Source organism: Flavobacterium hibisci (assembly GCF_020026925.1).
GTDB lineage: Bacteria > Bacteroidota > Bacteroidia > Flavobacteriales > Flavobacteriaceae > Flavobacterium > Flavobacterium hibisci.
On sequence record NZ_JAIQDW010000011.1, the window covers coordinates 1 to 23,766 of the forward strand.

The following is a 23,766-nucleotide window of genomic DNA, read 5'->3' on the forward strand; positions in this document are numbered from 1 at the left end:
AAAGACTACTTTTGAAGCTATACACACACCGCAATTTAATTAAATTGCAAGAATTAGGAAAGCGAAAACTTTCCTTTTTTTTATGCCACAAAAAAAGCTGCCTCACTTTTGAGACAGCCTCTTTTTTATGAAATGAATTATGTTTTTATTTTAAATCGTAATTTTAGAAAAAAAAGTATAATGAACAACAATAAAAAAATAAAAGTCCTAGCCTTTGGAGAAATTCTTTGGGATATTTTTGAAAACGAAAAAAAGATTGGAGGAGCACCATTAAATGTGGCCATGCGAATGAAAAGCCTGGGTTGTGAAGTCTCCATAATTAGCGGTGTAGGAAATGATGAAGACGGGCATACACTTCTTCATGAAGTGGAAACGTTAGGAATTGATACTAATACAATTTCACAATCAGAAACATTTCCTACAGGTCTGGTAAAGGTAACATTAGATAAAAATGGCTCTGCAATTTACGATATTCATTATCCATCTGCCTGGGATAAAATAGAAATGAACGAGTATGCTCAAAAATTGGTAAAGAATGCAGATGTTTTAATTTACGGAAGTTTGGTCTGCAGGGATGATGTATCAAGAAAATCTTTAGAATCATTATTACAAAATGAAGTTTTTAAAGTATTTGATGTCAATTTAAGAAAGCCGCATTATTCATATAGAATTCTGGAGAAATTGATGCTGGAGGCAAATTTCATAAAATTTAATGATGAAGAAATTCTTGAAATTGCAAAAGAGTTGCAATCTCCTTTTGCCTCCTTAGAAGAAAATATGAATTTCATAGCTGCTAAGACCAATACACCATCGATTTGTGTAACAAAAGGCGAACACGGAGCAGTATTGTTATGGCAAGGGACATTGTATGAAAATACAGGTTATGCTGTCCGGGTTGTTGATACGGTAGGGGCAGGCGACTCGTTTTTAGCTTCGTTAATTACCTGTTTGCTTACAGGTAGTACACCTCAAAAAGCGATTGATTTTGCTTGTGCAGTGGGTGCTTTGGTTGCTGCATCAGCTGGCGCAAATCCGGACATCTCTTTAGCAGAAATTCAGAAAATGATTTCAGCAGATAATGATGAAAAATAAGAATTTGAATTTGTTTTCTGATTAAAATGATTGCTGTTTTTTTTTGTTTAAGATCAGCGAAGTGTAGTGAACTATTAAGTATTTATACACATTCTTTTGTAAATCTATGTCAAAAAAATAGGCAGAAAAAGATATATGGAATAATTAAATTAATTTTATAACTTTAATTCAATTATTTAACTTAAAGGCAAAAAATATCATAACAATAAAAAAAATAGCAGAACTAGCCAATGTTTCGCCTGGAACAGTGGACAGGATTATTCATAAACGCGGTCAGGTATCGCAGGAGAATATAGATAAGGTAAATGCCATTATTAAAAAACACGGATTTAAACGAAATATTTTTGCAAGTAACTTGGCTTCAAACAAAAAATGCAAAATAGCGGTCTTTTTACCTAAATCCGAAAAGCTGGAATACTGGGCAAGCCAGTTAAGCGGAATAGAAAAGGCAGCCGAAGAATTTAAAAAATTTGGTATCGAACTCCAGTATTTTCTTTATGATTTTGAAAGTAGTTTATTTCAGAAAATGGTGGCTGAAGTGCTCGATTTTGAATGCGACGGATTGCTCTTTTCTCCTATTTTTCATGAAGAATCAATTGCATTTCTGGATGAATACAAAAAGAAGAACAAACCTCTAGTAATGATAGATTCTGATATTAAAGATAAAATAGATCATTATTATATTGGGCAGGACGCTTTTAAAAGTGGCTATTTAGCAGGACGTCTTATTAGTTTTGCAGTAAAAAGTGAGCGCAACGTACTTATAGTCAAAATAGCGAAAGAAATAGACAATACTTCTGTCTATCTGCAACGTATTAAAGGATTTTATGCTTTTTTTGAAGACCATCCTGAACTCACAAATTTTAGTTTCTCTGAAATTACCATAAAAGAACCGGATGCGAATCTGCTTAATCTGGAAACGTTTAAAAATATCAGCAGCATATTTGTTCCCAATTCCCGTGCTTATGTTGTTGCTCAGTTTTTACAGAAACACAATATAAAAGGAACAAGAATAATAGGTTACGATCTTTTGAAAGAAAATATAACCTATTTAAATTCGGGAATAATTGACTTTTTAATTAACCAGAAACCAGAAGAGCAGGGGTATATGGGAATAAATTACCTGTATAAAAAAATTATTTTACAGGAAAGCTTAGATGCTACTCATTTTATACCGTTGGATATAATTGTAAAAGAGAATTATATGTAAGTGTTACATGTAAAAAATATCATTTTTTACTTCAACTAAGGCTTTGTTTATTTATACAACGTTATTTCTCCTGTTCTAAATTATCAGCTGCAGAAATCTGGTCTAATATATTGGTTTGGTTGGGCGAAATGTAGTTTTTTGTTTCGATTGGTGTTTCTTTCCTAAACAGAATATCTAAGGCATTGTATAGTTTTAATAAAACATCCCTGTCTTCTTTTGCAATGTCTAAAGCCGTATTAAAATTAAAAACATAATTATTCGAATTACGTACTTCTACTTTTATCGTTTTCGATGTGATTTTAAATTTGACTATATCCATATTATTTGAAATGTGCTTGTGAGATTGCAAAGTTATCGTAATTAACTTTATAAAATTAATTTCTTCAAATTTAAAGTAACTAATTTCAAAAGTTTAAAATTTGTTTTGGCAAACTTTAGTAAAATCATGTATTGCTTTGAATGAAATATAATAAAAAACCCTTAAACATTTACTGTTTAAGGGTTTGCCTTTGTAGCCTTAACAGGACAGAATAATGAACTTTTTGCTAAAGATTTAGACCGTTTACTATGCATTCCCGCTAAACAGTAATCTGTTTTTAAGATGAACTTTTGTACATAATTAAGCATACCTCTTTACTTGATTTTTTTAGATTTAGAGTGTATGCTTGCAAATTCCAGTGATATTGACCAGCCAATTCCAATTTAAAGTGACCACCTGATTCCAATTCAAAATGACCACCTAATTCCGGAGCAAATTGACCACCTCCGTTTTTGATTAAAAACTATATTTTTTCATCTGTTAATTAGTATTCAAATATAATAAAATATCACTCCTTGTTTACTGCTCTTTTCTTTCTCATAGATTCGCCATGTAATTCAAGCCTGTGAGATTGGTGTATAAGCCGGTCTAATATTGCATCGGCTATTGTCTTTTCTCCGATTATATCATACCATCCCTGCACCGGGATCTGTGATGTCACGATGATCGAGCCGTTATTATGTCTGTCTTCTATGATCTCCAAAAGAGTAATCCGGTTATGGCTGTCAAGCGCCTGGAGTCCAAAATCATCAAGTATTATAACATCCTGTCTTTGTATTTTGGTGAGTTCCCGCAGATAAGTCCCATCTGCTTTAGCTATTTTCAGTTTAGCAAACAATTTTGAGGTATTAAAATAACTCACCTTAAACCCCTGTATGCAGGCTTGATAGCCTAATGCGGTGCCTAAATAGCTTTTACCGACACCGGTGCTTCCAGTGATTAAAATATTTTCGTTTTTCTCTATATAAATTCGCATTCTGCCAGACGCAGCACCATGTTTCGGTCTAGGTTGCGTGATACATCAAAATTGATGCTTTCAATATTTGATTTGTAATGGAACTTGGCATTAGTGATACTCCGTTCAATACGGCGATTATATCTTTCATCCCATTCTGCATCGATAATCATCGATACAAACTGATCAAGGGTGTAATGATCGGTTTTTCCGCTTTCAATGGCTGTTTTAAAGGCATTAAACATGCCATAAAGCTTCATCTGTTTCATTTTGGCAACTGTGGATTCATTCATTTTTTCGAGATTTAATTTAGTTATAATAATGTTTTCCTCTTATGTTACTGTGATTGGGAAGTTCCTGCTCGGGCTCTTGATCAAAATCAATATGATCCAGATTGTTTTCTAAAATATTCTGTATGGTCTTAAAATTGTAAATTTTAAAATCAAGTGCCCGTCTGCAGGCATTTACCAGCCTCTGCCTGCCTACCTTTTTTTCAAAATTGAGTATCCCCAGACAGCTTTTATAGGCCTGTTCCGGATGATTTCTGCTTTCGATTATCTGCATTATATATTCTCCTACCGACTCATCAATATTATTTGCCCATTCAATGAAGCGGGCGGCGCTCCATTGGGCTACAAATTGATGCGTGCTGGCTAAATGCTCAGGGGTTGTTGTGTAGACATAAGGTTTGTAGTTTCGTGGATGTACGGCTATTCGATTGTATTTATAATAAATCTCTACCGTTGATTTGGTATATAACAGCTTTGCTTTCTTTTTCACATACTGGTACGGAACGCTGTAATAATTTTTGTCCTGGCTTAATTGAACATGACCGTTCTGCATCACTGTTGCAAAAGACTGGTATTTGATTTCAAAACGATCTTGCGGCAGCGGACGCAGCTTTTCCTTTTCGTCTTCTAAAAATAATTCCAAACGGGAATAAGGACGCCCTGTCAGCTTTCTATTGTTATGAGAGTCAAGCAATGTCCAGATCTGCTGGTTCAATTCTTCAAGAGAAAAGAACTTGGTTTCTTTCAGAGAGGCATAAATCCTTCGATATAATATCTTGACGGCTCCTTCAACTAATGATTTGTCTCTGGGTCTGTAAGCTCTGGCAGGCAGGATTGTAGTTTCGTAGTGTTCTGCTAAATCAGCCAGGGTTTCATTGATTGTCGGTTCAAAACGGCTGCTTTTTATTACTGCAGATTTTAAATTATCCGGAACAATGGCAGCAGGAGTGCCTTCAAAAAAACGCATGGCATTTTCCACCGAGTCAACAAAGCTTTCCTTCTGCTGGCTCATGGAAGCTTCAGCATACGTGTATTGGCTAGCGCCTAATATTGCTACAAAAAACTGCACTTCTTTGGTTTCTCCGGTATCTGTATCAATAATAGAGAGTGTCTTTCCGGCATAATCAACATACATTTTATCACCAGCCTTATGGTTCATATGCATAACCGGATTGACTCGTCTGCCCCATACTTTGTAATGATGGGCAAATTGAGAACTCCTGTAGCCATCTGGATTTACAGCAATATATTGCTCCCACATGTGCTGTACGGTAACGCCAACTTTCTTTAGTTCGCGTTCCATCTTAGGAAAAAAATCATAAAGGGTCTGTAATCTCGGGCTAATGGCCTCTACACTGGTCTGGGAGAATAAAAGTTCCAGCTCTGCATCGGTTTTCTGGTCGATTAATTCAAAACTTAATCCGAGAACTTCAAATAAAGAAATATATTTCTTTACCGTATTTCTTGAAAGGGATAAGTAGCTACTTATAAACAACTTACTCTTTCCATTACAATAAAATTTAATTGCTTTTCTAATTTTACTCATGTCTGTTATTTTGTTTGCCATAATCCGTATATTTTTAACGAATGTATGGTTCTAACAACATGAAAAAATCAATAGTTTTTAATAGTTAATCAACCACAAAATCTGGTGGTCAATTTGCTCCGGAATTAGGTGGTCAGTTTGCTCCGGAACGGGTGGTCAATTTATTCCGGAAAATGGTGGTCAAATTGACTGGTTTTTCCACATGACATGCTGATGCGTAATTATGAAAGTTTCGCTTCAGTTTTTGATGACAGACGAAAAAATGTAGTTGCCGAGATAGAGAAGTGCAATTTAAAACTTGGCAAGGCCAGGGATCTGCTGTTTGCAGAAAAACTTGATGCAGATGATTACAAAGAAATAAAAGACGAATGCAAGATTCGAATAGAAGATTTGGAGTTAGAACTTTCTGCTTACCTCTCAGAACGAAAAAATCATAGTATTAAACAAAACCTAAATAGTGCCTTGTCCAGTATTAGCAGTATCTCAGCTCTGTACAGGGAAGGAGATATTGAAACAAAAAGATATATTGTACGTTCGATATATCCCGAAAAGTTGGTATTTGACGGAAGCACGTATCGAACCCCAAGAGTAAATGTAATTGCGGAGTATATTTTTAGGAAGCACCTTAGGAGATAAAAAAAACCGGACAAATGATAAATTATATCAGTTGTCCGGTCTTGTAGCGAGGACGGGAGTTGAACCCGTGACCTCAGGGTTATGAATCCTGCGCTCTAACCAACTGAGCTACCTCGCCTGGACTGCAATCGAAATGTGTTCCTGATTGCGGGTGCAAAGATAGAAATAATATTAAAGCTTACAAGTATAAATCAAGAAAAAAAAATATTTTTAAAAATGCATTGTTTTTGGACAGATATTCTTATATTTCCAAAAAATTAAATGTATCACATGGATTCAAAAATACGTTACGAAATAGAGTTTCCAATCAATTCGTCGCCACAGTTATTATATCAATATATATCAACACCGTCAGGTTTATCAGAATGGTTTGCAGACAATGTAAACTCTAGAGGTGAGTTTTTTACTTTTATATGGAATGATTCGCAGGAAAAAGCGCGTCTTGCATCTAAAAAAACCGGTGAAAAAGTAAAGTTTAAATGGGTCGACGAGGCCAGTAAAGACACAGAGTATTTCTTTGAATTGCATATTTTGGTAGATGAATTAACCAAAGATGTTTCATTAATGGTGATTGATTTTGCGGAAAAAGAAGAAATAGGAGAGGCTAAACAATTGTGGGAGAATCAGATTTCAGATCTGAAACATCTTATAGGTTCTGTTTAGTAAAACTCTATTTTATGCCTTATATTTGCCCTGAACAAAATTCAGGGTTTTTTTATGATCAATTTTAACGGAAACATTGCACAGGGAGAAAATATACTAACTCAAAATCGTGCATTCTTGTATGGTGATGGTGTTTTTGAGACCCTGAAAATAGTAAATAACAGGGTTTTGTTTCTGGAGGATCATTATTTCAGGTTAATGGCTTCTATGCGTGTGGTGAGAATGGAAATTCCAATGGATTTCACTATGGAGTATTTTGAAGAACAGGTTTTAAATCTCGTTAATGAAATGGGTATCGCTGCATCGGCAAGAGCGAGAATAACGGTTTTTAGAAATGAAGGAGGATTGTATTTGCCAAAAACAAATTTAGTTTCTTATTTAATTCATGCAACACCTCTTGAAAGTGTCAATTATACTTTGAATACTGCAGCATATGAAGTTGATTTATATAAAGACTTCTATGTGACCAAGCAGTTATTGTCGTCGATTAAAACGACTAATAAGTTGATAAATGTTACCGGAAGTATTTTTGCTAATGAGAACGCTTTAGATAACTGTATTTTGCTTAATGATACTAAAAATGTTGTCGAGGTATTACAGGGAAATTTATTTATGCTTACAGGTAAAAAACTGACCACTCCACCAGTTTCTGAGGGTTGTTTGAATGGTGTTATGCGTAAACAAATTTTAGCATTAGCGAAAAAAATAGAAGGCATAGAGGTACTCGAAGAAATAATTTCACCATTCGATCTTCAGAAAGCAGATGAATTATTTCTGACAAATGTAATTACCGGGATTCAATCGATAACAAAATACCGAAAAAAAGAGTTTGCAAATAATTTTGCTCAGGTGCTAGTGCAAAAACTCAATGAATCCATTTCTGAAAATTAATTCAGATATGGATTCTCCGGTGCATTTGACCAGATGAGGTAATCGCCTCCAAGCTCCATAATTTGCTCTTTCCAAAAATGAGTGGCAGATTTTCCGATAATTTTATTTTTATAAGTGTTATCGGTTATGATCCAGGAATTCCCCTGCATTTCATTCTCAAGCTGATTTTCGTCCCAACCTGTATAACCTAAGAAAAAACGAATGTTGTTTTTGTGAATGGATCCGTCGTTTATTAAGTCTTTAGTCGATTCAAAATCACCACCCCAATAAATTCCATTAGAGATTTCGACACTATTTGGGATTAATTCAGGGATATTGTGAATAAAATATAGGTTATCCTGCTCTACAGGTCCCCCGTTGTATATTTTGAAATTCGCATCAATTTCTGGTATTAAGTCATTAATAGTGTATTTTAACGGCTTATTAATGATAAAACCTATTGATCCTTCTTTGTTATGGTCTGCTAATAAAATTACCGATCTGTTAAATGATAAATCTCCAATTATTGAAGGCTCGGCAATAAGCAGGTGTCCTTTTTTTAATTTTTCTGAAATCATACGGCTACAATTTTTATTAAATTTACTCATAAAATATTTAAAAAACCAATAAAATCGTTAAATCGTAAAAAAAAACCCTCAAAAATGAGGGTTTTAATTATATTATATGTGTAAGGAACTTTCTTACTTAGTTTACAGCTGCTTCTAATTCAGCTCCAGCTTTGAATTTTACAACATTCTTAGCGGCAATTTTGATCGTTTTTCCAGTTTGTGGGTTTCTACCGTCTCTTGCAGCTCTTGCAGATACTGACCAAGATCCAAATCCTACTAATGAAATTCTTCCACCTTTTTTCAAAGTAGTACCTACATTACCTAAAAAAGACTCTAAAGCTAATTTCGCCGCAGCTTTTGTAATTCCTGCATCAGCAGCGATAGCATCGATTAATTCTGATTTGTTCATAATAATTAGTTATTAATTGTTGGTTAAAAAAAATTGTTAATACACAAATTTAATAGGAAATCCGTTCCTTGCAAGTGATTTCTTTAAATTTAGCAAAAATTGTTAATAACTTGTTTTTTTTGTTCATAAAACAAAGCGTTTTAACGCTGAATACGGTTAGAGAGCCCTGTTTTGTTGGTATTAATAAAGTTTTGCATCCTCAGAAAAAGATACTCCATTTAATAATTCTGCAACCTGCATTCTTTTTTTGCCTGGTAATTGTAAGCTCACTAACTGTAAAAAACCATCCTCAACGGCAACTTTTAGCTCTTTTTTGCCGGAAATCAGTTTGCCAGTTTCTAGTGAATGTGCTTCTGAAACCAGTTTTGCTTCATATATTTTGATACTTATCTCTTCATTTTTGTCTTTCAGAAAACACCAGGATGCAGGGTATGGACTTAACCCGCGTATCAGATTATTGATTTCAATTCCGGACTTTGTCCAGTCTATTTTGCAGTTTTCTTTATTTAATTTATAGGCTGTTTTAATATCGCTACTATCTTCCTGAATGGTGGTGCTTACATTTCCGTTTTCAATCACTTTTAAGGTGTCAATAACAGTTTTGCTTCCTAAATGCATTAAGCGGTCATGTAATTGTCCTGCATTTTCTTCTGGCTCAATAGCAATCTCGGAGTTTAAAATCATTGCCCCAGTATCAATTTTATCGTCTATAAAAAAAGTAGTAACACCTGTTTTTGTTTCTCCATTAATGATAGCCCAGTTTATTGGTGCTGCGCCACGATAATTCGGTAATAGGGATGCATGAAGATTAAAAGTCCCAAATTGTGGCATTTCCCAGACTACTTTTGGAAGCATTCTAAAAGCAACTACTATCTGCAAATTGGCATTCAGCGCTTTTAACTCTGCTAAAAATTCTTCATCTTTTAAATTCATAGGCTGTAGCAAAGTAAGGTTATTGGCCAGAGCATATTCTTTTACTGCCGAATATTTTATTTTTTGTCCGCGTCCCGCGGGTTTATCTGCTGCTGTAATAACACCTACAACTTCATAATTGTTTTTAAGAATGGTGTCCAGAATGCCAACTGCAAATTCCGGAGTTCCCATGAATATAATTCGTAATTTTTCCATTAGGTTTTTAAAGTGTATTTATTGTTCGCTAAAATAACGATATGATTGTTTTCTAATAATTGCTGGATTGCTGATAAAACATCTTTTGTATCCAGTTTTATCTTATTTTGAATTTCGCGCGAAGTTAATGCAGTTGTTTTCAATAAATGCAGGATTTTATCAGCAATTGAATCGGCTTCTGTGATTTTTCCTTTTTGAGTAATGCAATAGGAGCAGACTCCGCAATTTTCCATCGTTTCTTCTCCAAAATAATCTAAAACCAATCTGTTTTTACAGGTTTTATTTTCTTTTATATAATGCAGGACAGACAGTAATTGTTCTTTTTTTAGCTGATTCTGTTTTTCCAGATATTTTGAAACCCTGTTTATGGTAAGATCATCTTCCCGGACTTCATTGAATAAAATGGTAGCATCATTATTTTTTGATTTGTATTCGATAATTCCTTTTTCTTTCAGCTTTTCTAAAACAGCCAAAACCTCTTCTTCTGTATGGTGTGATTTTTTTGCAATTAATGAAAGATTAAAGGGTGTTTTCATTTCGTAAATTCCGGGATACGTTCTCAAAATAGCCAAAATGATTTCTTCGTCATTTGGATTCAGGCTCATATACCGGATCACTTCTTTCGATTCGATTAAAAACTGCATCGTAATCTTCTCTGAAAACTCCTGAGAAAGCGTAATGATCCCCTGTTGATTTAAAAACTGTAGTGAGTTGTATGTTTTTAATGTAGGGAAATCATATTTATCGCAAAAATGATTTAATTTAAAAGAAAAAGAATCATCTAGTCCTTCACCATAAGCAATCTGAAAATAATTGCAAAGCTTTACATACATGGTTTTTAAGAAATTTTTGTCTGGCAAAATACTTAAAAACTGCTGTTCTGTCTGGTTCGCATCAGAATTATTGTAGAGTAAAATAGAGAAAGCTTTTTCTCCATTTCGTCCCGCTCTTCCGGATTCCTGGTAATAATTTTCTAAGTTTTCAGGCAGCTGTGTATGAATAACCGTTTTTACGTTGTCTTTGTCGATCCCCATTCCAAAAGCATTTGTGGCAACAATAACCTGCGCCTGTTCAGACATCCACAATTGCATATTTTTGTCTTTTTCTTTGGCAGAAAGTCCACCGTGATAATAAGTAGCCCGAAATCCTAACGATTGTAATTGAGTTGACATGTTTAAACACGATTTCCTGTTTCGTACATATATTATGGACGGCTGTGGATTTTTCTTTAAAATTTGTTCAACCCGATACAATTTGTCTTCAATTTCGAACACCATGTACGCTATATTTTTTCTTTCAAATGATTGTTGGAAAAAATGGGGTTCTTTCAAACCTAATTCCGTTTTAATATCTTCAATGACCCTTGGGGTTGCTGTAGCAGTTAAAGCGAGAAAGGGAATCTTCGGAAAGTGTTTTTTAAGCTCTGAAATTTTCAGATAAGCAGGACGAAAATCATGTCCCCACTGCGAAACACAATGTGCTTCATCGATTGCGATTAAATTTACCGGAAGGTTTTTAATGCGTTCCAAAATCCAGTCAGACTGCAAACGCTCAGGAGAGAGGTATAAAAATTTATAATTTCCATATTGGCAGTTGTCAAGAAGATCGATAATTTCTTCAGCATGAATTCCGCCTGTAAGTGCAATCGCTTTAATATCCCGTTTTTGCAAATTCGCTACCTGATCTTTCATCAATGCAATCAAAGGCGAAACAACAAGACAAATCCCTGGCTTTATCATTGCGGGAACCTGAAAACAAATTGATTTCCCTCCACCTGTGGGAAGCAGTGCAAAAGTATCGTGGCCTTCTAAAACCGAATCAATAATTTCTTTTTGCAGTGGTCGGAAACTGGTATGTTTCCAGTATTTTAAAAGAATATCCTGTGCTTCCTGCATGACCAAAGTATTAAAGTTAAAAAATTTAGAAATCAGTTTCTAGTTTTGCAACTTTAAATCTGGCTGCTAAATTTTGTCTAATATATAAAGAATTCTGTTTTCAACTGTGTCTTTCGGGACTTCAATTAAATCATAACCATACCTTTTGTAAGTCTCAATAAGATGTTTTTGTATTTTCAGTGCCTGTTCGAAATTCTCGTAACGTTCTGTGTCGCTTTCGTAAATTTCTTCCCAGGGCGGTAAAATAAATGTTTTGGAGTATTTGAAATCCTCACAGGCTTTAGTGAAGTGTTCGGGATATGCATCACCAATATAGTCCATATAAGCAATAACGTCAGGGATTCCGCGGTCTATAAAAACTACATTATCAGGTTCTTCCAACGCGCTTTTGAATTGTTCAATACGGCCTTCAAGCAGCATTTCACTAAATAATAAAGGCTGTTCCAGAAATAATTGGTCAATACCGCGCTGTTGTGCTTCGAGAGTAACTTGTCTGGAAATTTCAGGGTAACAGCAATAGCCACGAGCGACTAATTCGTTTATTAGCGTAGATTTTCCTGTGCCAGGACCGCCAAGGAGAACTATGATTTCTTTTTGCACTATTCTAAAAATAAAGCGCAAATTTACCTAAAGTTATTTATAATTAAAAAGATTATTTATCAAAAGCGAAAGATTTGGTATTTTTTTAAAGTTGGGGCAATTATTTTTGCTAGTTATCTTTATACATTGAAACCCGCAATAAAATAATAATACATAGTGATAAATATAAAATGGTGATTTTGTATTAAAAAAAAACTTTAAAATTAAGTATTCTAAATAATGTATTTCATTTCAAAAATATACAACGCTTTAATATCTTTTTTCAATTTAAAATATCTAAAACCAAAACCGTATATTTGCGTTTATTTTTAATTACGAATGGAGAACGATAAAGAAAAAAACACCGCCGAATTTTACGAAAGATTAAAGGTAGAGCTGGACAATTCAAACACCTGGCCTGCAGAATATTTGTATAAATTTATAGTGCCTTCGGTAGCTGATAATGTGGAGCGAGTTGAAAAAGCTTTTGACAGGATGGGTGCGGTTATCAAAACAACAAAATCTAAAACAGGCAAATTTACCAGTGTTTCTGTAGATGTCACAATGAATAGTGCTGATGAGGTAATTGGCAAATACAAAGAGGTTTCTACAATAGAAGGTATAGTTTCATTATAAATTATGGTCGAAAAATATAAAAAACAAAACGCAAACGACGTTGTTTTTAATTTAGAATACAATTCTGAAAGACAGCGTTTACTTATTCCCGAATATGGTCGTCATTTGCAAAAACTGATTGATCAGGCGACTATGATTGAAGATGATGAAACGCGTAACAAAGCGGCAAAATACATCATTCAGGTAATGGGAAGCCTGAATCCGCATTTGCGTGATGTGCCGGATTTTCAACATAAATTATGGGATCAGCTTTTTATTATGTCTGATTTTAAATTAAATGTTGAGTCACCATATCCAATTCCGTCACGCGATGTATTACAGTTAAAACCTGATGTTTTGCAATATCCGCAAAACTTTCCTAAGTACAGGTTTTACGGCAATAACATTAAGTACATGATTGATGTTGCTAATAAGTGGGAGGAGGGCGAAATGAAAAATGCTTTGGTGATGGTGATTGCCAATCACATGAAAAAATCTTTCTTAAGCTGGAACAAAGACACCGTAAAAGACGATGTAATCTTTGAACATTTATACGAACTTTCAGGCGGAAAAATCAATTTATTGCAAAGTACAGAGGAGCTTTTAAATACAACTGATTTGATGCGTACCAACAAACGTATGTCGAATAAAATTTCTCAGCCCGGACAGCCAAAAATTCAAAATAATAAAAACAATAAAGGCGGTAAAAAACCTTTTCAGAAAAATAACAATCAGAAATAAAAGAGGGCTAAGATGCTAAGGGGCTAAAATGCTAATATTTTTGGCTCAAAAACTCAGAATCTCAGAACCTTAGAACCTAAAAGAAATCTATGGGAATTTTTAAAATCGAAGGAGGAACTCCTCTAAAAGGAGAAATCACTCCGCAAGGAGCAAAAAATGAGGCATTGCAAATTTTATGTGCTGTGCTTTTAACAGGAGAGAAGGTAAAAATTAATAACATTCCTGATATTATAGATATCAATAAATTAATCACTTTATTGGGTAATTTAGGGGTGAAAATCCAACGTAATGAACCAGGTTCGATAACATTTCAGGCAGATGAGGTTAATGTTGGGTATTTAGAAACCGAAGCTTTCAAAAAAGAAGGAGGAGCGCTTCGTGGTTCTATTATGATTGTAGGTCCGCTTTTAGCACGTTTCGGAAAAGGATATATTCCAAAACCAGGAGGAGATAAAATTGGACGTCGCAGATTAGATACACACTTTGAAGGTTTTATTAATCTTGGAGCAAAATTCAGATACAACAGGGAAGACCACTTTTACGGAGTAGAAACTCCGGAAGAAGGCCTTCAGGGTACAGATATGCTTTTAGACGAAGCGTCTGTAACGGGTACAGCTAACATCGTAATGGCGGCTGTTCTGGCTAAAGGAAAAACCACAGTTTACAATGCTGCTTGTGAGCCTTACTTACAACAGTTATGTAAAATGTTGAATTCCATGGGTGCTAAAATTACCGGATTGGGGTCTAACTTATTGACCATTGAAGGTGTGGAAAGCCTTGGAGGATGCGAGCACAGAATTCTTCCGGATATGATTGAAATTGGTTCATGGATTGGTCTTGCGGCTATGACAAAAAGTGAAATTACCATCAAAAATGTAAGCTGGGAAAACTTAGGTTTGATCCCGAATACTTTCAGAAAACTTGGAATTACCATTGAAAAACGTAATGACGATATTTACATTCCGGCTCACAAAGACGGATATGAAGTAAAAACTGATATCGACGGTTCTATCTTAACTATTGCCGATGCGCCATGGCCAGGATTTACGCCTGACTTATTGAGTATCGTTTTAGTTGTGGCAACGCAGGCAAAAGGAGATGTTTTAATTCATCAGAAAATGTTTGAAAGCCGTTTATTCTTCGTTGATAAACTAATTGATATGGGAGCAAAAATTATGTTATGTGATCCGCACAGAGCTGTGGTTATGGGGCATAATTTCGAATCTCAGCTGAAAGCAACGACAATGTCTTCTCCTGATATTCGTGCAGGAATCTCATTGTTGATTGCGGCGCTTTCAGCAAAAGGAACCAGCACAATTCAAAATATTGAGCAAATCGACCGTGGATACGAGCGCATTGACGAGCGTTTGAGAGCAATTGGAGCTAAAATCGTAAGAGCGTAACAAATACAACTGCGAATTCACCAATTATTTTAATAATTCAAATTGGTGAATTCTTAGCAAAAAAATAATAAATGTCCGTTAAATGACAAACGAACAAAAAGCTATAAAAGCTACATACTTTAGTATAGCCGGAAACACCTGCTTAGCCCTTGCAAAAGGCTTCGCAGGTTTTTTTGGCAATTCTTATGCCCTGATTGCAGATGCAATCGAATCGACTACGGATATATTTTCGTCATTTCTGGTTTTATTCGGAATCAAATATTCAAATAAACCGGCTGATGAAAATCATCCTTATGGTCATGGCAGGGCAGAACCTCTGATAACGTTTTTAGTTGTTGGGTTTTTAATTACATCAGCAACAATTATTGGTTATGAAAGTATAGCCAATATCCAGACTTCGCATGATTTGCCAAAGCCCTGGACATTGTATGTTTTGGGTGCGATTATTATCTGGAAAGAATACTCTTTTAGGTTAGTAATGAAACGCAGTAAACAAACCAATAGCACTGCTTTAGCTGCTGATGCATGGCATCATCGAAGTGATGCGATAACTTCTGTGGCAGCATTTATAGGGATTTCGCTTGCTTTGTTTATGGGAAAGGGATATGAGTCTGCAGATGACTGGGCGGCACTTTTTGCAGCCTGTTTTATTCTTTATAACAGCTATAAAATTTTCAGACCTGCACTTGGTGAAATTATGGATGAGCATTTAAACGATGATTTAGTAGAAATGATTCGTGTTACGGCTTTAACAGTCAAAGGAATTTTAGGTACCGAAAAATGTTTTATTCGTAAAGCCGGTATGAAATATCACGTTGATTTGCATGCTATAGTTTCGGCAAAAATTTCAGTAAAAGAGGGGCATGATCTGGCACATAAATTAAAAGATACGTTAAGGGAACAAATGCCTGAATTAGGACATGTTTTGATTCATGTAGAACCAGATGATTATAGTTAACGAAAGCTGATGAGTGTTTTTTGTCACTTCGACGAAAGGAGAAGTCACAGAGGTAGAACATTAGTTAGTGTAGATTAAAGGGTTAAGAAATTTATTCAAAATGATGATTTAAAAATTCGAATTCAGAGTTAAATTCTTTTATTAAAGATAGTTTTTTATCTCTTCTCCATTTTTTTATTTCTTTTTCTCTGGCTATAACCTCTTCAATCCAAACAAATTTTTCATAATAAATTAGAAATTCTATACCGTATTTTGAGGCAAAAGTTTTGTTTCCTGTTTCAATATTGCATTTGTGTTGTTGAAAGTCTAAGTTTTAAATTATTTGTAACTCCAATATAAAAAGTTAAGCGATTTTTATTTGTTAAAATATAAATATAATAAGTATGGTAACCTTCTTTTGGATTAAGCATAGAATTGGTTTTAGTGAATGTTGAGTTGATTTTGTTGCTAAGAGATGAAAAAAATAAGGATGATAAATAATTAATAATTTAAAATTTCTCTCCCTCAGTGATTTCTCCTTCGTCGAAATGACAATATTGAGGATATAACGTCTAATTTAATTCAACACATTCAAAATTTTCAACCCAAATACAACGCCATTTTGCTGAACACCGCCCTGATAAGAATGTATATAATCAATCCTGAATAATTTAAATTTTCCAAATCCCAGATTATCTAAACCAATGGTAAACTCAGAATACGGCTTTCTATCCGGAATTGCCAAAGAGTGAAATCCGATATTCATTGTTGATTTTAAGAGATTGATCAGAGGAATTTTATTGGTTACAAATCCCATGTCATTGTGTTCCAGATGCATTTCAAAATAACGGATGTTTGTACTGTTTGAATAGTAAGGCATCAGATTGAAAACATTCAAATAGCGGTCTGTCGTGCCGATATGAGTCTGGTTTCCGTTAAAATGCCTGTAATCTATAAAAGAAATGTTTTCAGCATTGAAGAATTTTCCGGCCCTGAAATTTGTTCCCAGAACTCCTTTATTTCCCAATGTCAAATCATATTGAACAGAGGCGCCGATTCTTTCAAATTCATATTTTTTATCGTTCGCAGCGAAGGCTTTTTCAAATGCTAAATAAACTGTTGGATACTTGTCATTTTTGAAATTATACCTTCCGTCTGGTCTTGAAATGTATTTATTTCCGAAATTAATTCTGGTTGTGATAAGTGTTTTAAATAAATGATGGGTCTCAAAAGCAGGTGTTGTGTAATCATTTGGTGCTAAAGGATTATTGGAGCTATAAAAATCATCTTTTTTGAAAAAAGAATAATCAGTAGTGTTGAACAATGGCTTTCGCTGTTCGTAGCCAATTTGCCCTGTCACATTAACTCCGTTCGCAATATCCTGGCCATAATTGATTTGTGCAAATTCTAAATTGTACAATTTCATATAATTGTCTTTAAAGAATAAAGAACTTATGGAATTGATAAGTTTAGTGATGGGTAGAGAATTATTAAACTGCATTGTTTTTACACCTCCCGAACCCCAAATTGTGGCATAATTAATAGCGTTGAAACGATGGCTGAATTCTCCTGTAACCCGAAAACGCTCATCTGAAAAACCGTAATTAAATGTTGTGCTTATCGAGGTGCTTTTTCCTTCTTCTTCGTTCCATTTTCTGAAAGAAAAGCCAGAATCAAAATTAAAGCCCTGAACAGTATTGAAACTTAAAGACGCAATATTCAGCAGCCCTTTATAATTAAACGAATATTTTTTGAATGTGTTTTTGTAATCATAACCCGTTAAAATGTCCCAAATTTTGAATTTGTTGTTTTTGGCATCAATTGAATCAGTGTATTTCCTGGATTTACGAATTGTAAGTAAGCTATCTTTTTTGATATAATCAGTACTCTCTTCTATGGTCAGAGGAATCGGACGTATTTCATTCCAAAAAGCATCATCTTTTTTGTTGGCATTGGCATCAAAAGCTACAATTTCATTTCCGAAAGTTTTCTTTTGAAAAGAATCCGGGAACTCATAATTGGAATAAACGTAATTGAATTTTCCGGAGAATTTGGTTCCAAAAAAGCCTGCATTAAAGGAAAGTGTCTGCGCATTTTTTGCCCAGATTTTATGGGCGGCATTATAACCGAAGCTCTGTTTTAAACTCATTACTTCGGTAAATTCATTTTTCATTCGATAGCCTTTAATTTCCAAATCTATGGCATAAATGGCAAAACTATCGTCAACGATATAAATGTATCCCTCAAATACAGGTTCTTTATCACGTTTAGGGATTACTTTGATTTTGTTAATCTGGTGATTATTGTTGTCATAAAAAGTGCTTTCAAGGTTGTATTTGTAATAACTGAAAGCATTATCTGCAATAGGCGAAATGAGTTTTACGTCAAAATCTAAAGTGTTGTCGTAGAAATCATAAGTTGATAAAGCAGCTGTGTTATAACTGTATCCTCTGTTGTTTCCTGAAATTTTTGAGGCAATAATTTTCTCTTTTAATTTCTCAGGTTTTTCAAAAGTGACTTTAGAAATGGTTTCAGAGAGATATAAAATGCCTGTCCCTGTTGAATCTAAATTAGAGGCCATGTCTTCGCCAAGATCGACTTTTTGCCCAAGGATTTTTTTAGGAAGATCTTTTACTTTAAACATTCCTTTCGAATAAAAGTCGGCTGTATATCTCGAAGTTTTTTCTGAGTTTTCCTTTTTATGGGCAATAGCACTTTTAATAATTGCGTTTGCAGGATTGTTTTTTGGATCAATAATGACTTCATTCAAAGTAAAACTTTCTTCAGCCATTTTTACATCCAGAATTACAGTTTTTGAATCTGAAGCCACAGAAAGCTTTTGGGTTTTGTAGCCCAGATACTGAAAAATGATTTTGTTTTTGCCAGGTTCTTTTACGGTTAATTGATAGTTTCCCTGCTCGTTTGATGTCGTTCCGAAATACGTATTCTCTTCAAAAACAGAAACAAAGGGGAGAGGATTCCCTTTGTCATCGGTTATGGTTCCTTTTATCTGTGCGAAATTGGAAATCGAAAAAAATAAGAAGGAAATTAAAGTATAATTTTTCATGTAAAAAGTTTCTCTTACAAAAATAAAATAAGTCGAAAATGAGCTTATTAATTATTTGTTAAATAACTCCTTACAGGAATGACTGAATAGCAAGTTCGTAACTTTTTAATCCGAAACCCAAAATAACCCCTTTTGCATTTCCGGATAAATACGATTGATGCCTGAAACTTTCTCTTGCATAAGTATTAGAAATATGGACTTCAATAACAGGAGTGGTTATCGCTTTCATCGCATCGCCCAGGCCAATTGATGTATGTGTATAAGCCCCTGCATTTAAAATAATTCCATCAAATGTAAAGCCCACTTCCTGAATTTTTCCAATCAGTTCGCCTTCAATATTACTTTGGTAATACGAAAGTTCAATATTGGGGAATTTTTGTTTCAGTGTTTCAAAATAATCTTCAAATGTCTGGCTTCCGTAAACTTCAGGTTCACGTTTTCCTAACAGATTTAAATTTGGACCGTTGATTATAGCAATTTTCATAAATAATTTGATTTAATTTAAGGTGGCTTGAATCCATTTTACATTTTACGGAAACCCTCTCACGCAGTTTGTAAAAATAAAAAAACCGCCCTAATTAACAGAACGGTTTTTATAAAAGTATGTGATATTATTTTAGAACATAAATCCAGCAGACAGTTGTACTGTTGAATTTTTAACATCTGCATTTTTTGAAGCTTCAGTTAATCCTAAACCATAGCGACCCTGAATGAAAAAGTTTTCAGTTATTTTGAATCCTAGTCCGGCATTTACACCGAATTCAAAAGTTTCACCATTTTCGATATCGAAATCATTCCTTTCACTTAATAAGAAAGAAGCCTGTGGACCAACTTCAAGGCTGAATGAATCACTCAAATAAAACTTAGCCATTACAGGAATAGATAAATAACCTAATTCATTTTTAAATTCTTGCCCTGCATTTTTATAAGAAGCTCCCTGAGTAGAATACAAAAGCTCTGGCTGAACAGCAAATCTGTCTAACAATTTAATTTCGGCAACTAAACCAGCATGGTAACTTGTGATTCCGTCTTTATCAAATTCAATACCTTCAAAACTTGCATCCCCTGTCTGATTTGCAAAGTTAACCCCTGCTTTAACTCCTATTTTTAATAACTGTGCCTGAATGGATGCAGCTGTTCCAAAAAACAAAATGACTGCTAAAAGTACTTTTTTCATAATGTTAATTTTAAGATTTTAGATATACAAAGTAACAGTAATAAAAACTCAGGATATTTATAATTATTGCTGTATTTAGTTTCAATATTTCCATTTTTTCATTTAGCATTATAATCTTCTACGGTAATTAATTGTGTAAATGAAAGAATTTTACTAACAATTAATAGCTTTTTTTTCTCACTATTTTTAGTGATTTTAAAAAATGTAATTATTTGATAGTTAGTTTTTTGTTTGTTTTAATAGGAATTTTTATAACATATTGAAGTGTTTTTTTTAGAATAATGTTTGGTTCGTTAGTGTCAAATGATATAGATTTGCCCCATAATTAACTTAATTAATTTAAAAAAAAATGAAAAAAATTGTTTTATCAATGGTTGCTGTTTTAGCTTTTGGATTTGCTAATGCACAAGATTCTACAGGAAAAGGATTTTCTAAAGGTAATGTTTTTATTTCTGGATCAGTTGGAATTAATTCTGAAAAAGAAGGAGATGTTAAAGAATCTGGATTTGAAATTGCTCCAAAAGTTGGTTTCTTTGTTACTGATAATATTGCTATCGGTGGTAGATTAGGATACAGATCTGACAAAGCTGAAAATGCAGTTACAGATACTAGAGACGAGGCAAGATTATCAGTTGGTGCTTTCGGTAGATACTATTTTACACCATCTTCTGATTTCTCTTTATTTGGTGAATTAGGAGTTGACTACAGTAGTGTTGATGATAAATTAGCTGATGCTAAAGCTAATGAAATTGGTGCAAACTTAGGATTAGGTTTAAGCTATTTCGTATCTAGCAATTTCGCTATTGAGGCTACATGGGCCGGATTAGGCTTTACTTCAAACGATAATGGTGGAGATGGAGTAGACAAAACTAATACTTTTGGTTTAGGAGCTAATCTTGATTCAATCAACTTAGGTGTTGTTTACAAATTCTAATTTGTAATTAAGCTTATATTTAAAACCTTCCCTAGTCCGGAAGGTTTTTTTATGCCCGAAAAATACGTTACTTTGCGAATATGAATTGGAAAACGTACATAAAAGATTATCAGTCATATTTAAGGATTGAGCGTGGTTTGTCCAAAAACACAATTGAAAATTATAGTTTTGATATTGAACGGCTCTATCTTTTTTTAGAAGAAGGTAAAATAGACGTTTCTCCAATAAAAATTTCAGATGAAACAGTGCAGCAGTTTATTTATTCGGTTTCAAAAGAAGTGAATCCACGTTCGCAGGCCAGGATTATTTCGGGCTTAAAAAGCTTTTTTAATTATTTGGTTTTTGAGGATTACCGCAATGATAATCCCATGGAGTTGATTGAAACGCCAAAAACAGGGCGTAAGCTTCCGGATACGCTATCAGTAGAAGAAATTGATAAATTGATAGCTGCGATAGATTTAAGTTCAAATGAAGGGGAAAGGAACAGGGCAATGCTTGAAACTTTGTACGGCTGCGGGCTTCGTGTTTCTGAATTAATTTCTTTAAAAATTTCAGACCTCTTTTTTGAAGAAGGATTTATTAAAATTACAGGAAAGGGCAATAAAGAACGTTTTGTTCCAATTGGCGATTTAACGCAAAAGTATATCACGATTTATCAAAAAGAAATAAGGAGTCATTTGAATATCAAAAAAGGCTATGAGGATACCTTGTTTTTAAACCGTAGAGGCAGTCAGTTAACCCGGGCTATGATTTTCACCATTATAAAAGATTTGGCGGTAAAAACGGGTTTAAATAAAAATATCAGTCCACATACTTTGAGGCATTCATTTGCTACGCATTTACTTGAAAATGGAGCTGATTTGCGTTCGATACAATTAATGCTTGGTCACGAATCTATAACTACCACAGAAATCTATGTTCATTTAGACAGAAGTTTTTTGAAAGAAGTAATGCATACTTTTCATCCCAGAAGATAATTTATCCTATTTTGAGGTTCAGTTTGAAATAGGAAATAAAAAAACTTCCCGTTGCTGAGAAGTTTTTTTACGAAAATATTTTTGTGAATTTATTTAGCAATATTTACTGCTCTGGTTTCACGAATAACGGTCACTTTTACCTGACCCGGATAAGTCATTTCAGTTTGGATTTTTTGTGAAATTTCGAAAGAAAGATTTGCCGCATTGTCATCAGAAACTTTCTCGCTTTCTACAATCACACGAAGTTCTCTACCCGCCTGGATTGCATAAGCGTTTTTAACACCGCTGAATCCGTAAGCTACATCTTCAAGATCTTTCAGACGTTGGATGTAAGAATCCAAAACCTGACGTCTTGCGCCTGGTCTGGCTCCTGAAATCGCATCACAAACCTGAATAATTGGTGATAATAAAGATTTCATTTCGATCTCGTCGTGGTGAGCTCCAATGGCGTTGCAAACTTCTTCTTTTTCACCATATTTCTCAGCCCATTGCATACCTAATAAAGCGTGAGGTAAATCGCTTTCAGTATCCGGAACTTTACCGATGTCATGAAGCAAACCGGCTCTTTTGGCTAGTTTTACGTTTAAGCCTAATTCGGCTGCCATGATACCACAAAGTTTAGAAACTTCTCTGGAGTGTTGTAATAAGTTTTGTCCGTAAGAAGAGCGGTATTTCATTCTTCCCACGACTTTAATTAATTCAGGGTGTAATCCGTGAATTCCTAAGTCTATAACCGTACGTTTCCCTACTTCGATAATTTCGTCATCAATTTGTTTGGCTGTTTTAGCGACAACTTCTTCAATTCTTGCCGGGTGAATACGTCCGTCAGTTACCAGTTTGTGTAATGACAAACGTGCAATCTCTCTACGCACTGGGTCGAAGCACGATAGGATAATAGCTTCTGGTGTATCGTCAACAATGATTTCTACTCCTGTAGCAGCTTCCAAGGCTCTAATATTACGGCCTTCACGACCGATAATTCTACCTTTAACATCATCAGATTCAATATTGAATACAGATACACAATTCTCTACCGCTTCTTCAGTTCCAACACGCTGAATCGTGTTAATGATGATTTTTTTAGCTTCTTGCTGAGCTGTAAGTTTTGCCTCTTCAATAGTTTCCTGAATGTGAGACATAGCTTTACTTTTAGCTTCAGCTTTTAATCCTTCTACTAATTGTTCTTTTGCTTCTTCAGCAGAAAGTCCTGAAATCACTTCCAGTTGCTGTAACTGACTTTTGTGTAGTTTTTCAACTTCAGCCTGTTTTTTGTCTAGAAGCTCAATTTTGTTGTTGTACTCCTGAGTTTTTGCTTCGAAATCGTCGTTTACTTTTTTAGCTTTAGATAATTCATTTGAAACTTGTGACTCTTTATCGCGAACTCTTTTTTCAACTTCGGCAACTTTTTTGTCACGTGCTAAAATTACTTGCTCGTGTTCTGCTTTTAATTCAATAAATTTTTCTTTTGCCTGAAGAATTTTGTCTTTTTTAATGTTTTCTGCCTCTAAATTGGCATCTTTTAAAATTGAAGCTGCTTCTTTTTTAGCATTTTTGATTAGGTTAGAAATATTACTTTTCTCGATAATTTTAGCTATTGCAAAACCTGCTGCAATACCTACAATACCAATAATGATCGTTATAGTGTCCATGTTTGTTAAAGGTTTTATATAAAAAAAGCCTACATTAATTGCTTGAATAAACTCGTAAAGACAAGTTTTGAGCTAACTCACTGTTCAAGTTTCCAAGCCGAAGCA

The 23,766-nt window shown here is 34.3% G+C and carries 24 protein-coding genes, 1 tRNA gene and 1 pseudogene; 11 read left to right on the plus strand and 15 right to left on the minus strand.

Annotated elements, in window-relative coordinates:
- Positions 1-180 precede the first annotated feature (180 nt).
- The gene (locus K8B81_RS12325) at positions 181-1,092 is read left to right on the plus strand and encodes a carbohydrate kinase family protein (RefSeq protein ID WP_223681862.1); all 912 of its coding nucleotides are present in this window, start codon (positions 181-183) and stop codon (positions 1,090-1,092) included.
- Between the two features lie 214 nt (positions 1,093-1,306).
- Positions 1,307-2,302, plus strand: coding sequence for a substrate-binding domain-containing protein (locus tag K8B81_RS12330; protein ID WP_223682054.1), 996 nt, complete (start codon positions 1,307-1,309; stop codon positions 2,300-2,302).
- Positions 2,303-2,363: 61 nt separating this feature from the next.
- Here K8B81_RS12330 and K8B81_RS12335 read toward each other — a convergent pair whose 3' ends face one another.
- From K8B81_RS12335 to istA, 4 genes are all read right to left on the minus strand, one after another.
- The gene (locus tag K8B81_RS12335) at positions 2,364-2,621 is read right to left on the minus strand and encodes a hypothetical protein (RefSeq protein WP_223681864.1); all 258 of its coding nucleotides are present in this window, start codon (positions 2,619-2,621) and stop codon (positions 2,364-2,366) included.
- Positions 2,622-3,129: 508 nt separating this feature from the next.
- A complete protein-coding gene (locus tag K8B81_RS20980) occupies positions 3,130-3,597 on the minus strand; it encodes an ATP-binding protein (protein ID WP_262902724.1) in 468 nt (155 codons plus the stop codon).
- Positions 3,582-3,869 (minus strand): ATP-binding protein, encoded by a 288-nt coding sequence (locus K8B81_RS20985; protein WP_262902725.1) that lies wholly within the window; start codon positions 3,867-3,869, stop codon positions 3,582-3,584. The genes K8B81_RS20980 and K8B81_RS20985 overlap by 16 nt, the downstream gene beginning before the upstream one ends.
- 16 nt (positions 3,870-3,885) lie before the next feature.
- On the minus strand, positions 3,886-5,433 hold the full coding sequence (gene istA, locus K8B81_RS12345) for an IS21 family transposase (protein WP_223681866.1): 1,548 nt from the start codon (positions 5,431-5,433) through the stop codon (positions 3,886-3,888).
- A 186-nt stretch (positions 5,434-5,619) separates the two neighbouring features.
- On the opposite strand from istA, the gene K8B81_RS12350 reads away from it, so the two are divergent.
- Positions 5,620-6,048, plus strand: coding sequence for a hypothetical protein (locus tag K8B81_RS12350; protein WP_223681867.1), 429 nt, complete (start codon positions 5,620-5,622; stop codon positions 6,046-6,048).
- 44 nt (positions 6,049-6,092) lie between these two features.
- On the opposite strand, the gene K8B81_RS12355 is transcribed toward K8B81_RS12350, so the two are convergent.
- Positions 6,093-6,166 (minus strand) — tRNA-Met (locus K8B81_RS12355).
- Between the two features lie 152 nt (positions 6,167-6,318).
- On the opposite strand from K8B81_RS12355, the gene K8B81_RS12360 reads away from it, so the two are divergent.
- A complete protein-coding gene (locus K8B81_RS12360; protein WP_163398998.1) occupies positions 6,319-6,711 on the plus strand; it encodes an START-like domain-containing protein in 393 nt (130 codons plus the stop codon).
- Between the two features lie 54 nt (positions 6,712-6,765).
- Positions 6,766-7,602 (plus strand): aminotransferase class IV, encoded by an 837-nt coding sequence (locus tag K8B81_RS12365; protein ID WP_223681869.1) that lies wholly within the window; start codon positions 6,766-6,768, stop codon positions 7,600-7,602.
- Here the strand turns inward: K8B81_RS12365 and K8B81_RS12370 are convergent.
- The 5 genes from K8B81_RS12370 to K8B81_RS12390 all read right to left on the minus strand — a co-directional run bounded on the left by K8B81_RS12370 (position 7,599) and on the right by K8B81_RS12390 (position 12,182).
- Entirely contained in the window at positions 7,599-8,159 is a 561-nt protein-coding gene (locus tag K8B81_RS12370) for a YqgE/AlgH family protein (RefSeq protein ID WP_223681871.1), read from the minus strand. The two genes, K8B81_RS12365 and K8B81_RS12370, sit on opposite strands and share 4 nt — an antisense overlap.
- A gap of 127 nt (positions 8,160-8,286) precedes the next feature.
- Positions 8,287-8,559: an HU family DNA-binding protein gene (locus K8B81_RS12375; protein WP_223681873.1), complete on the minus strand. Its 273-nt coding sequence runs from the start codon at positions 8,557-8,559 to the stop codon at positions 8,287-8,289.
- A 180-nt stretch (positions 8,560-8,739) separates the two neighbouring features.
- Positions 8,740-9,687 carry a methionyl-tRNA formyltransferase gene (gene fmt / locus K8B81_RS12380; protein WP_223681875.1) on the minus strand — a complete coding sequence of 316 codons (948 nt, stop codon included), beginning with the start codon at positions 9,685-9,687 and terminating at the stop codon, positions 8,740-8,742.
- A complete protein-coding gene (locus K8B81_RS12385) occupies positions 9,687-11,582 on the minus strand; it encodes a RecQ family ATP-dependent DNA helicase (protein WP_223681876.1) in 1,896 nt (631 codons plus the stop codon). The genes fmt and K8B81_RS12385 overlap by 1 nt, the downstream gene beginning before the upstream one ends.
- A 66-nt stretch (positions 11,583-11,648) precedes the next feature.
- Positions 11,649-12,182, minus strand: a complete 534-nt coding sequence (locus tag K8B81_RS12390) for an AAA family ATPase (RefSeq protein ID WP_223681877.1) — start codon at positions 12,180-12,182, stop codon at positions 11,649-11,651.
- 318 nt (positions 12,183-12,500) lie between these two features.
- Here K8B81_RS12390 and K8B81_RS12395 point away from each other — a divergent pair, with 318 nt between their 5' ends.
- The 4 genes from K8B81_RS12395 (at position 12,501) to K8B81_RS12410 (ending at position 15,878) form a co-directional block, all read left to right on the plus strand.
- Positions 12,501-12,797: a DUF493 family protein gene (locus tag K8B81_RS12395; protein ID WP_209565298.1), complete on the plus strand. Its 297-nt coding sequence runs from the start codon at positions 12,501-12,503 to the stop codon at positions 12,795-12,797.
- Between the two features lie 3 nt (positions 12,798-12,800).
- Positions 12,801-13,517 (plus strand): DUF4290 domain-containing protein, encoded by a 717-nt coding sequence (locus K8B81_RS12400; protein ID WP_223681879.1) that lies wholly within the window; start codon positions 12,801-12,803, stop codon positions 13,515-13,517.
- Between the two features lie 89 nt (positions 13,518-13,606).
- Entirely contained in the window at positions 13,607-14,920 is a 1,314-nt protein-coding gene (gene murA, locus K8B81_RS12405; RefSeq protein ID WP_223681881.1) for a UDP-N-acetylglucosamine 1-carboxyvinyltransferase, read from the plus strand.
- A gap of 82 nt (positions 14,921-15,002) precedes the next feature.
- Positions 15,003-15,878 carry a cation diffusion facilitator family transporter gene (locus K8B81_RS12410; protein ID WP_223681882.1) on the plus strand — a complete coding sequence of 292 codons (876 nt, stop codon included), beginning with the start codon at positions 15,003-15,005 and terminating at the stop codon, positions 15,876-15,878.
- A gap of 91 nt (positions 15,879-15,969) precedes the next feature.
- On the opposite strand, the pseudogene K8B81_RS12415 reads toward K8B81_RS12410, so the two are convergent.
- From K8B81_RS12415 to K8B81_RS12430, 4 genes and pseudogenes are all read right to left on the minus strand, one after another.
- Positions 15,970-16,288 (minus strand): annotated as a pseudogene (locus K8B81_RS12415) (GIY-YIG nuclease family protein).
- A gap of 146 nt (positions 16,289-16,434) precedes the next feature.
- Positions 16,435-18,924 (minus strand): DUF5686 and carboxypeptidase regulatory-like domain-containing protein, encoded by a 2,490-nt coding sequence (locus tag K8B81_RS12420; protein ID WP_223681883.1) that lies wholly within the window; start codon positions 18,922-18,924, stop codon positions 16,435-16,437.
- A 70-nt stretch (positions 18,925-18,994) separates the two neighbouring features.
- Positions 18,995-19,408: a type II 3-dehydroquinate dehydratase gene (gene aroQ / locus K8B81_RS12425; RefSeq protein ID WP_223681885.1), complete on the minus strand. Its 414-nt coding sequence runs from the start codon at positions 19,406-19,408 to the stop codon at positions 18,995-18,997.
- Between the two features lie 132 nt (positions 19,409-19,540).
- Positions 19,541-20,101: a porin family protein gene (locus tag K8B81_RS12430; protein WP_223681887.1), complete on the minus strand. Its 561-nt coding sequence runs from the start codon at positions 20,099-20,101 to the stop codon at positions 19,541-19,543.
- A gap of 349 nt (positions 20,102-20,450) precedes the next feature.
- On the opposite strand from K8B81_RS12430, the gene K8B81_RS12435 reads away from it, so the two are divergent.
- Both K8B81_RS12435 and xerD read left to right on the plus strand, forming a co-directional pair.
- Positions 20,451-21,035 carry an outer membrane beta-barrel protein gene (locus K8B81_RS12435; RefSeq protein WP_223681888.1) on the plus strand — a complete coding sequence of 195 codons (585 nt, stop codon included), beginning with the start codon at positions 20,451-20,453 and terminating at the stop codon, positions 21,033-21,035.
- Positions 21,036-21,115: 80 nt separating this feature from the next.
- On the plus strand, positions 21,116-22,012 hold the full coding sequence (gene xerD, locus K8B81_RS12440) for a site-specific tyrosine recombinase XerD (protein ID WP_223681889.1): 897 nt from the start codon (positions 21,116-21,118) through the stop codon (positions 22,010-22,012).
- Positions 22,013-22,101: 89 nt separating this feature from the next.
- Here xerD and rny read toward each other — a convergent pair whose 3' ends face one another.
- Positions 22,102-23,661 carry a ribonuclease Y gene (gene rny, locus K8B81_RS12445; protein ID WP_223681891.1) on the minus strand — a complete coding sequence of 520 codons (1,560 nt, stop codon included), beginning with the start codon at positions 23,659-23,661 and terminating at the stop codon, positions 22,102-22,104.
- Positions 23,662-23,766: the final 105 nt, after the last annotated feature.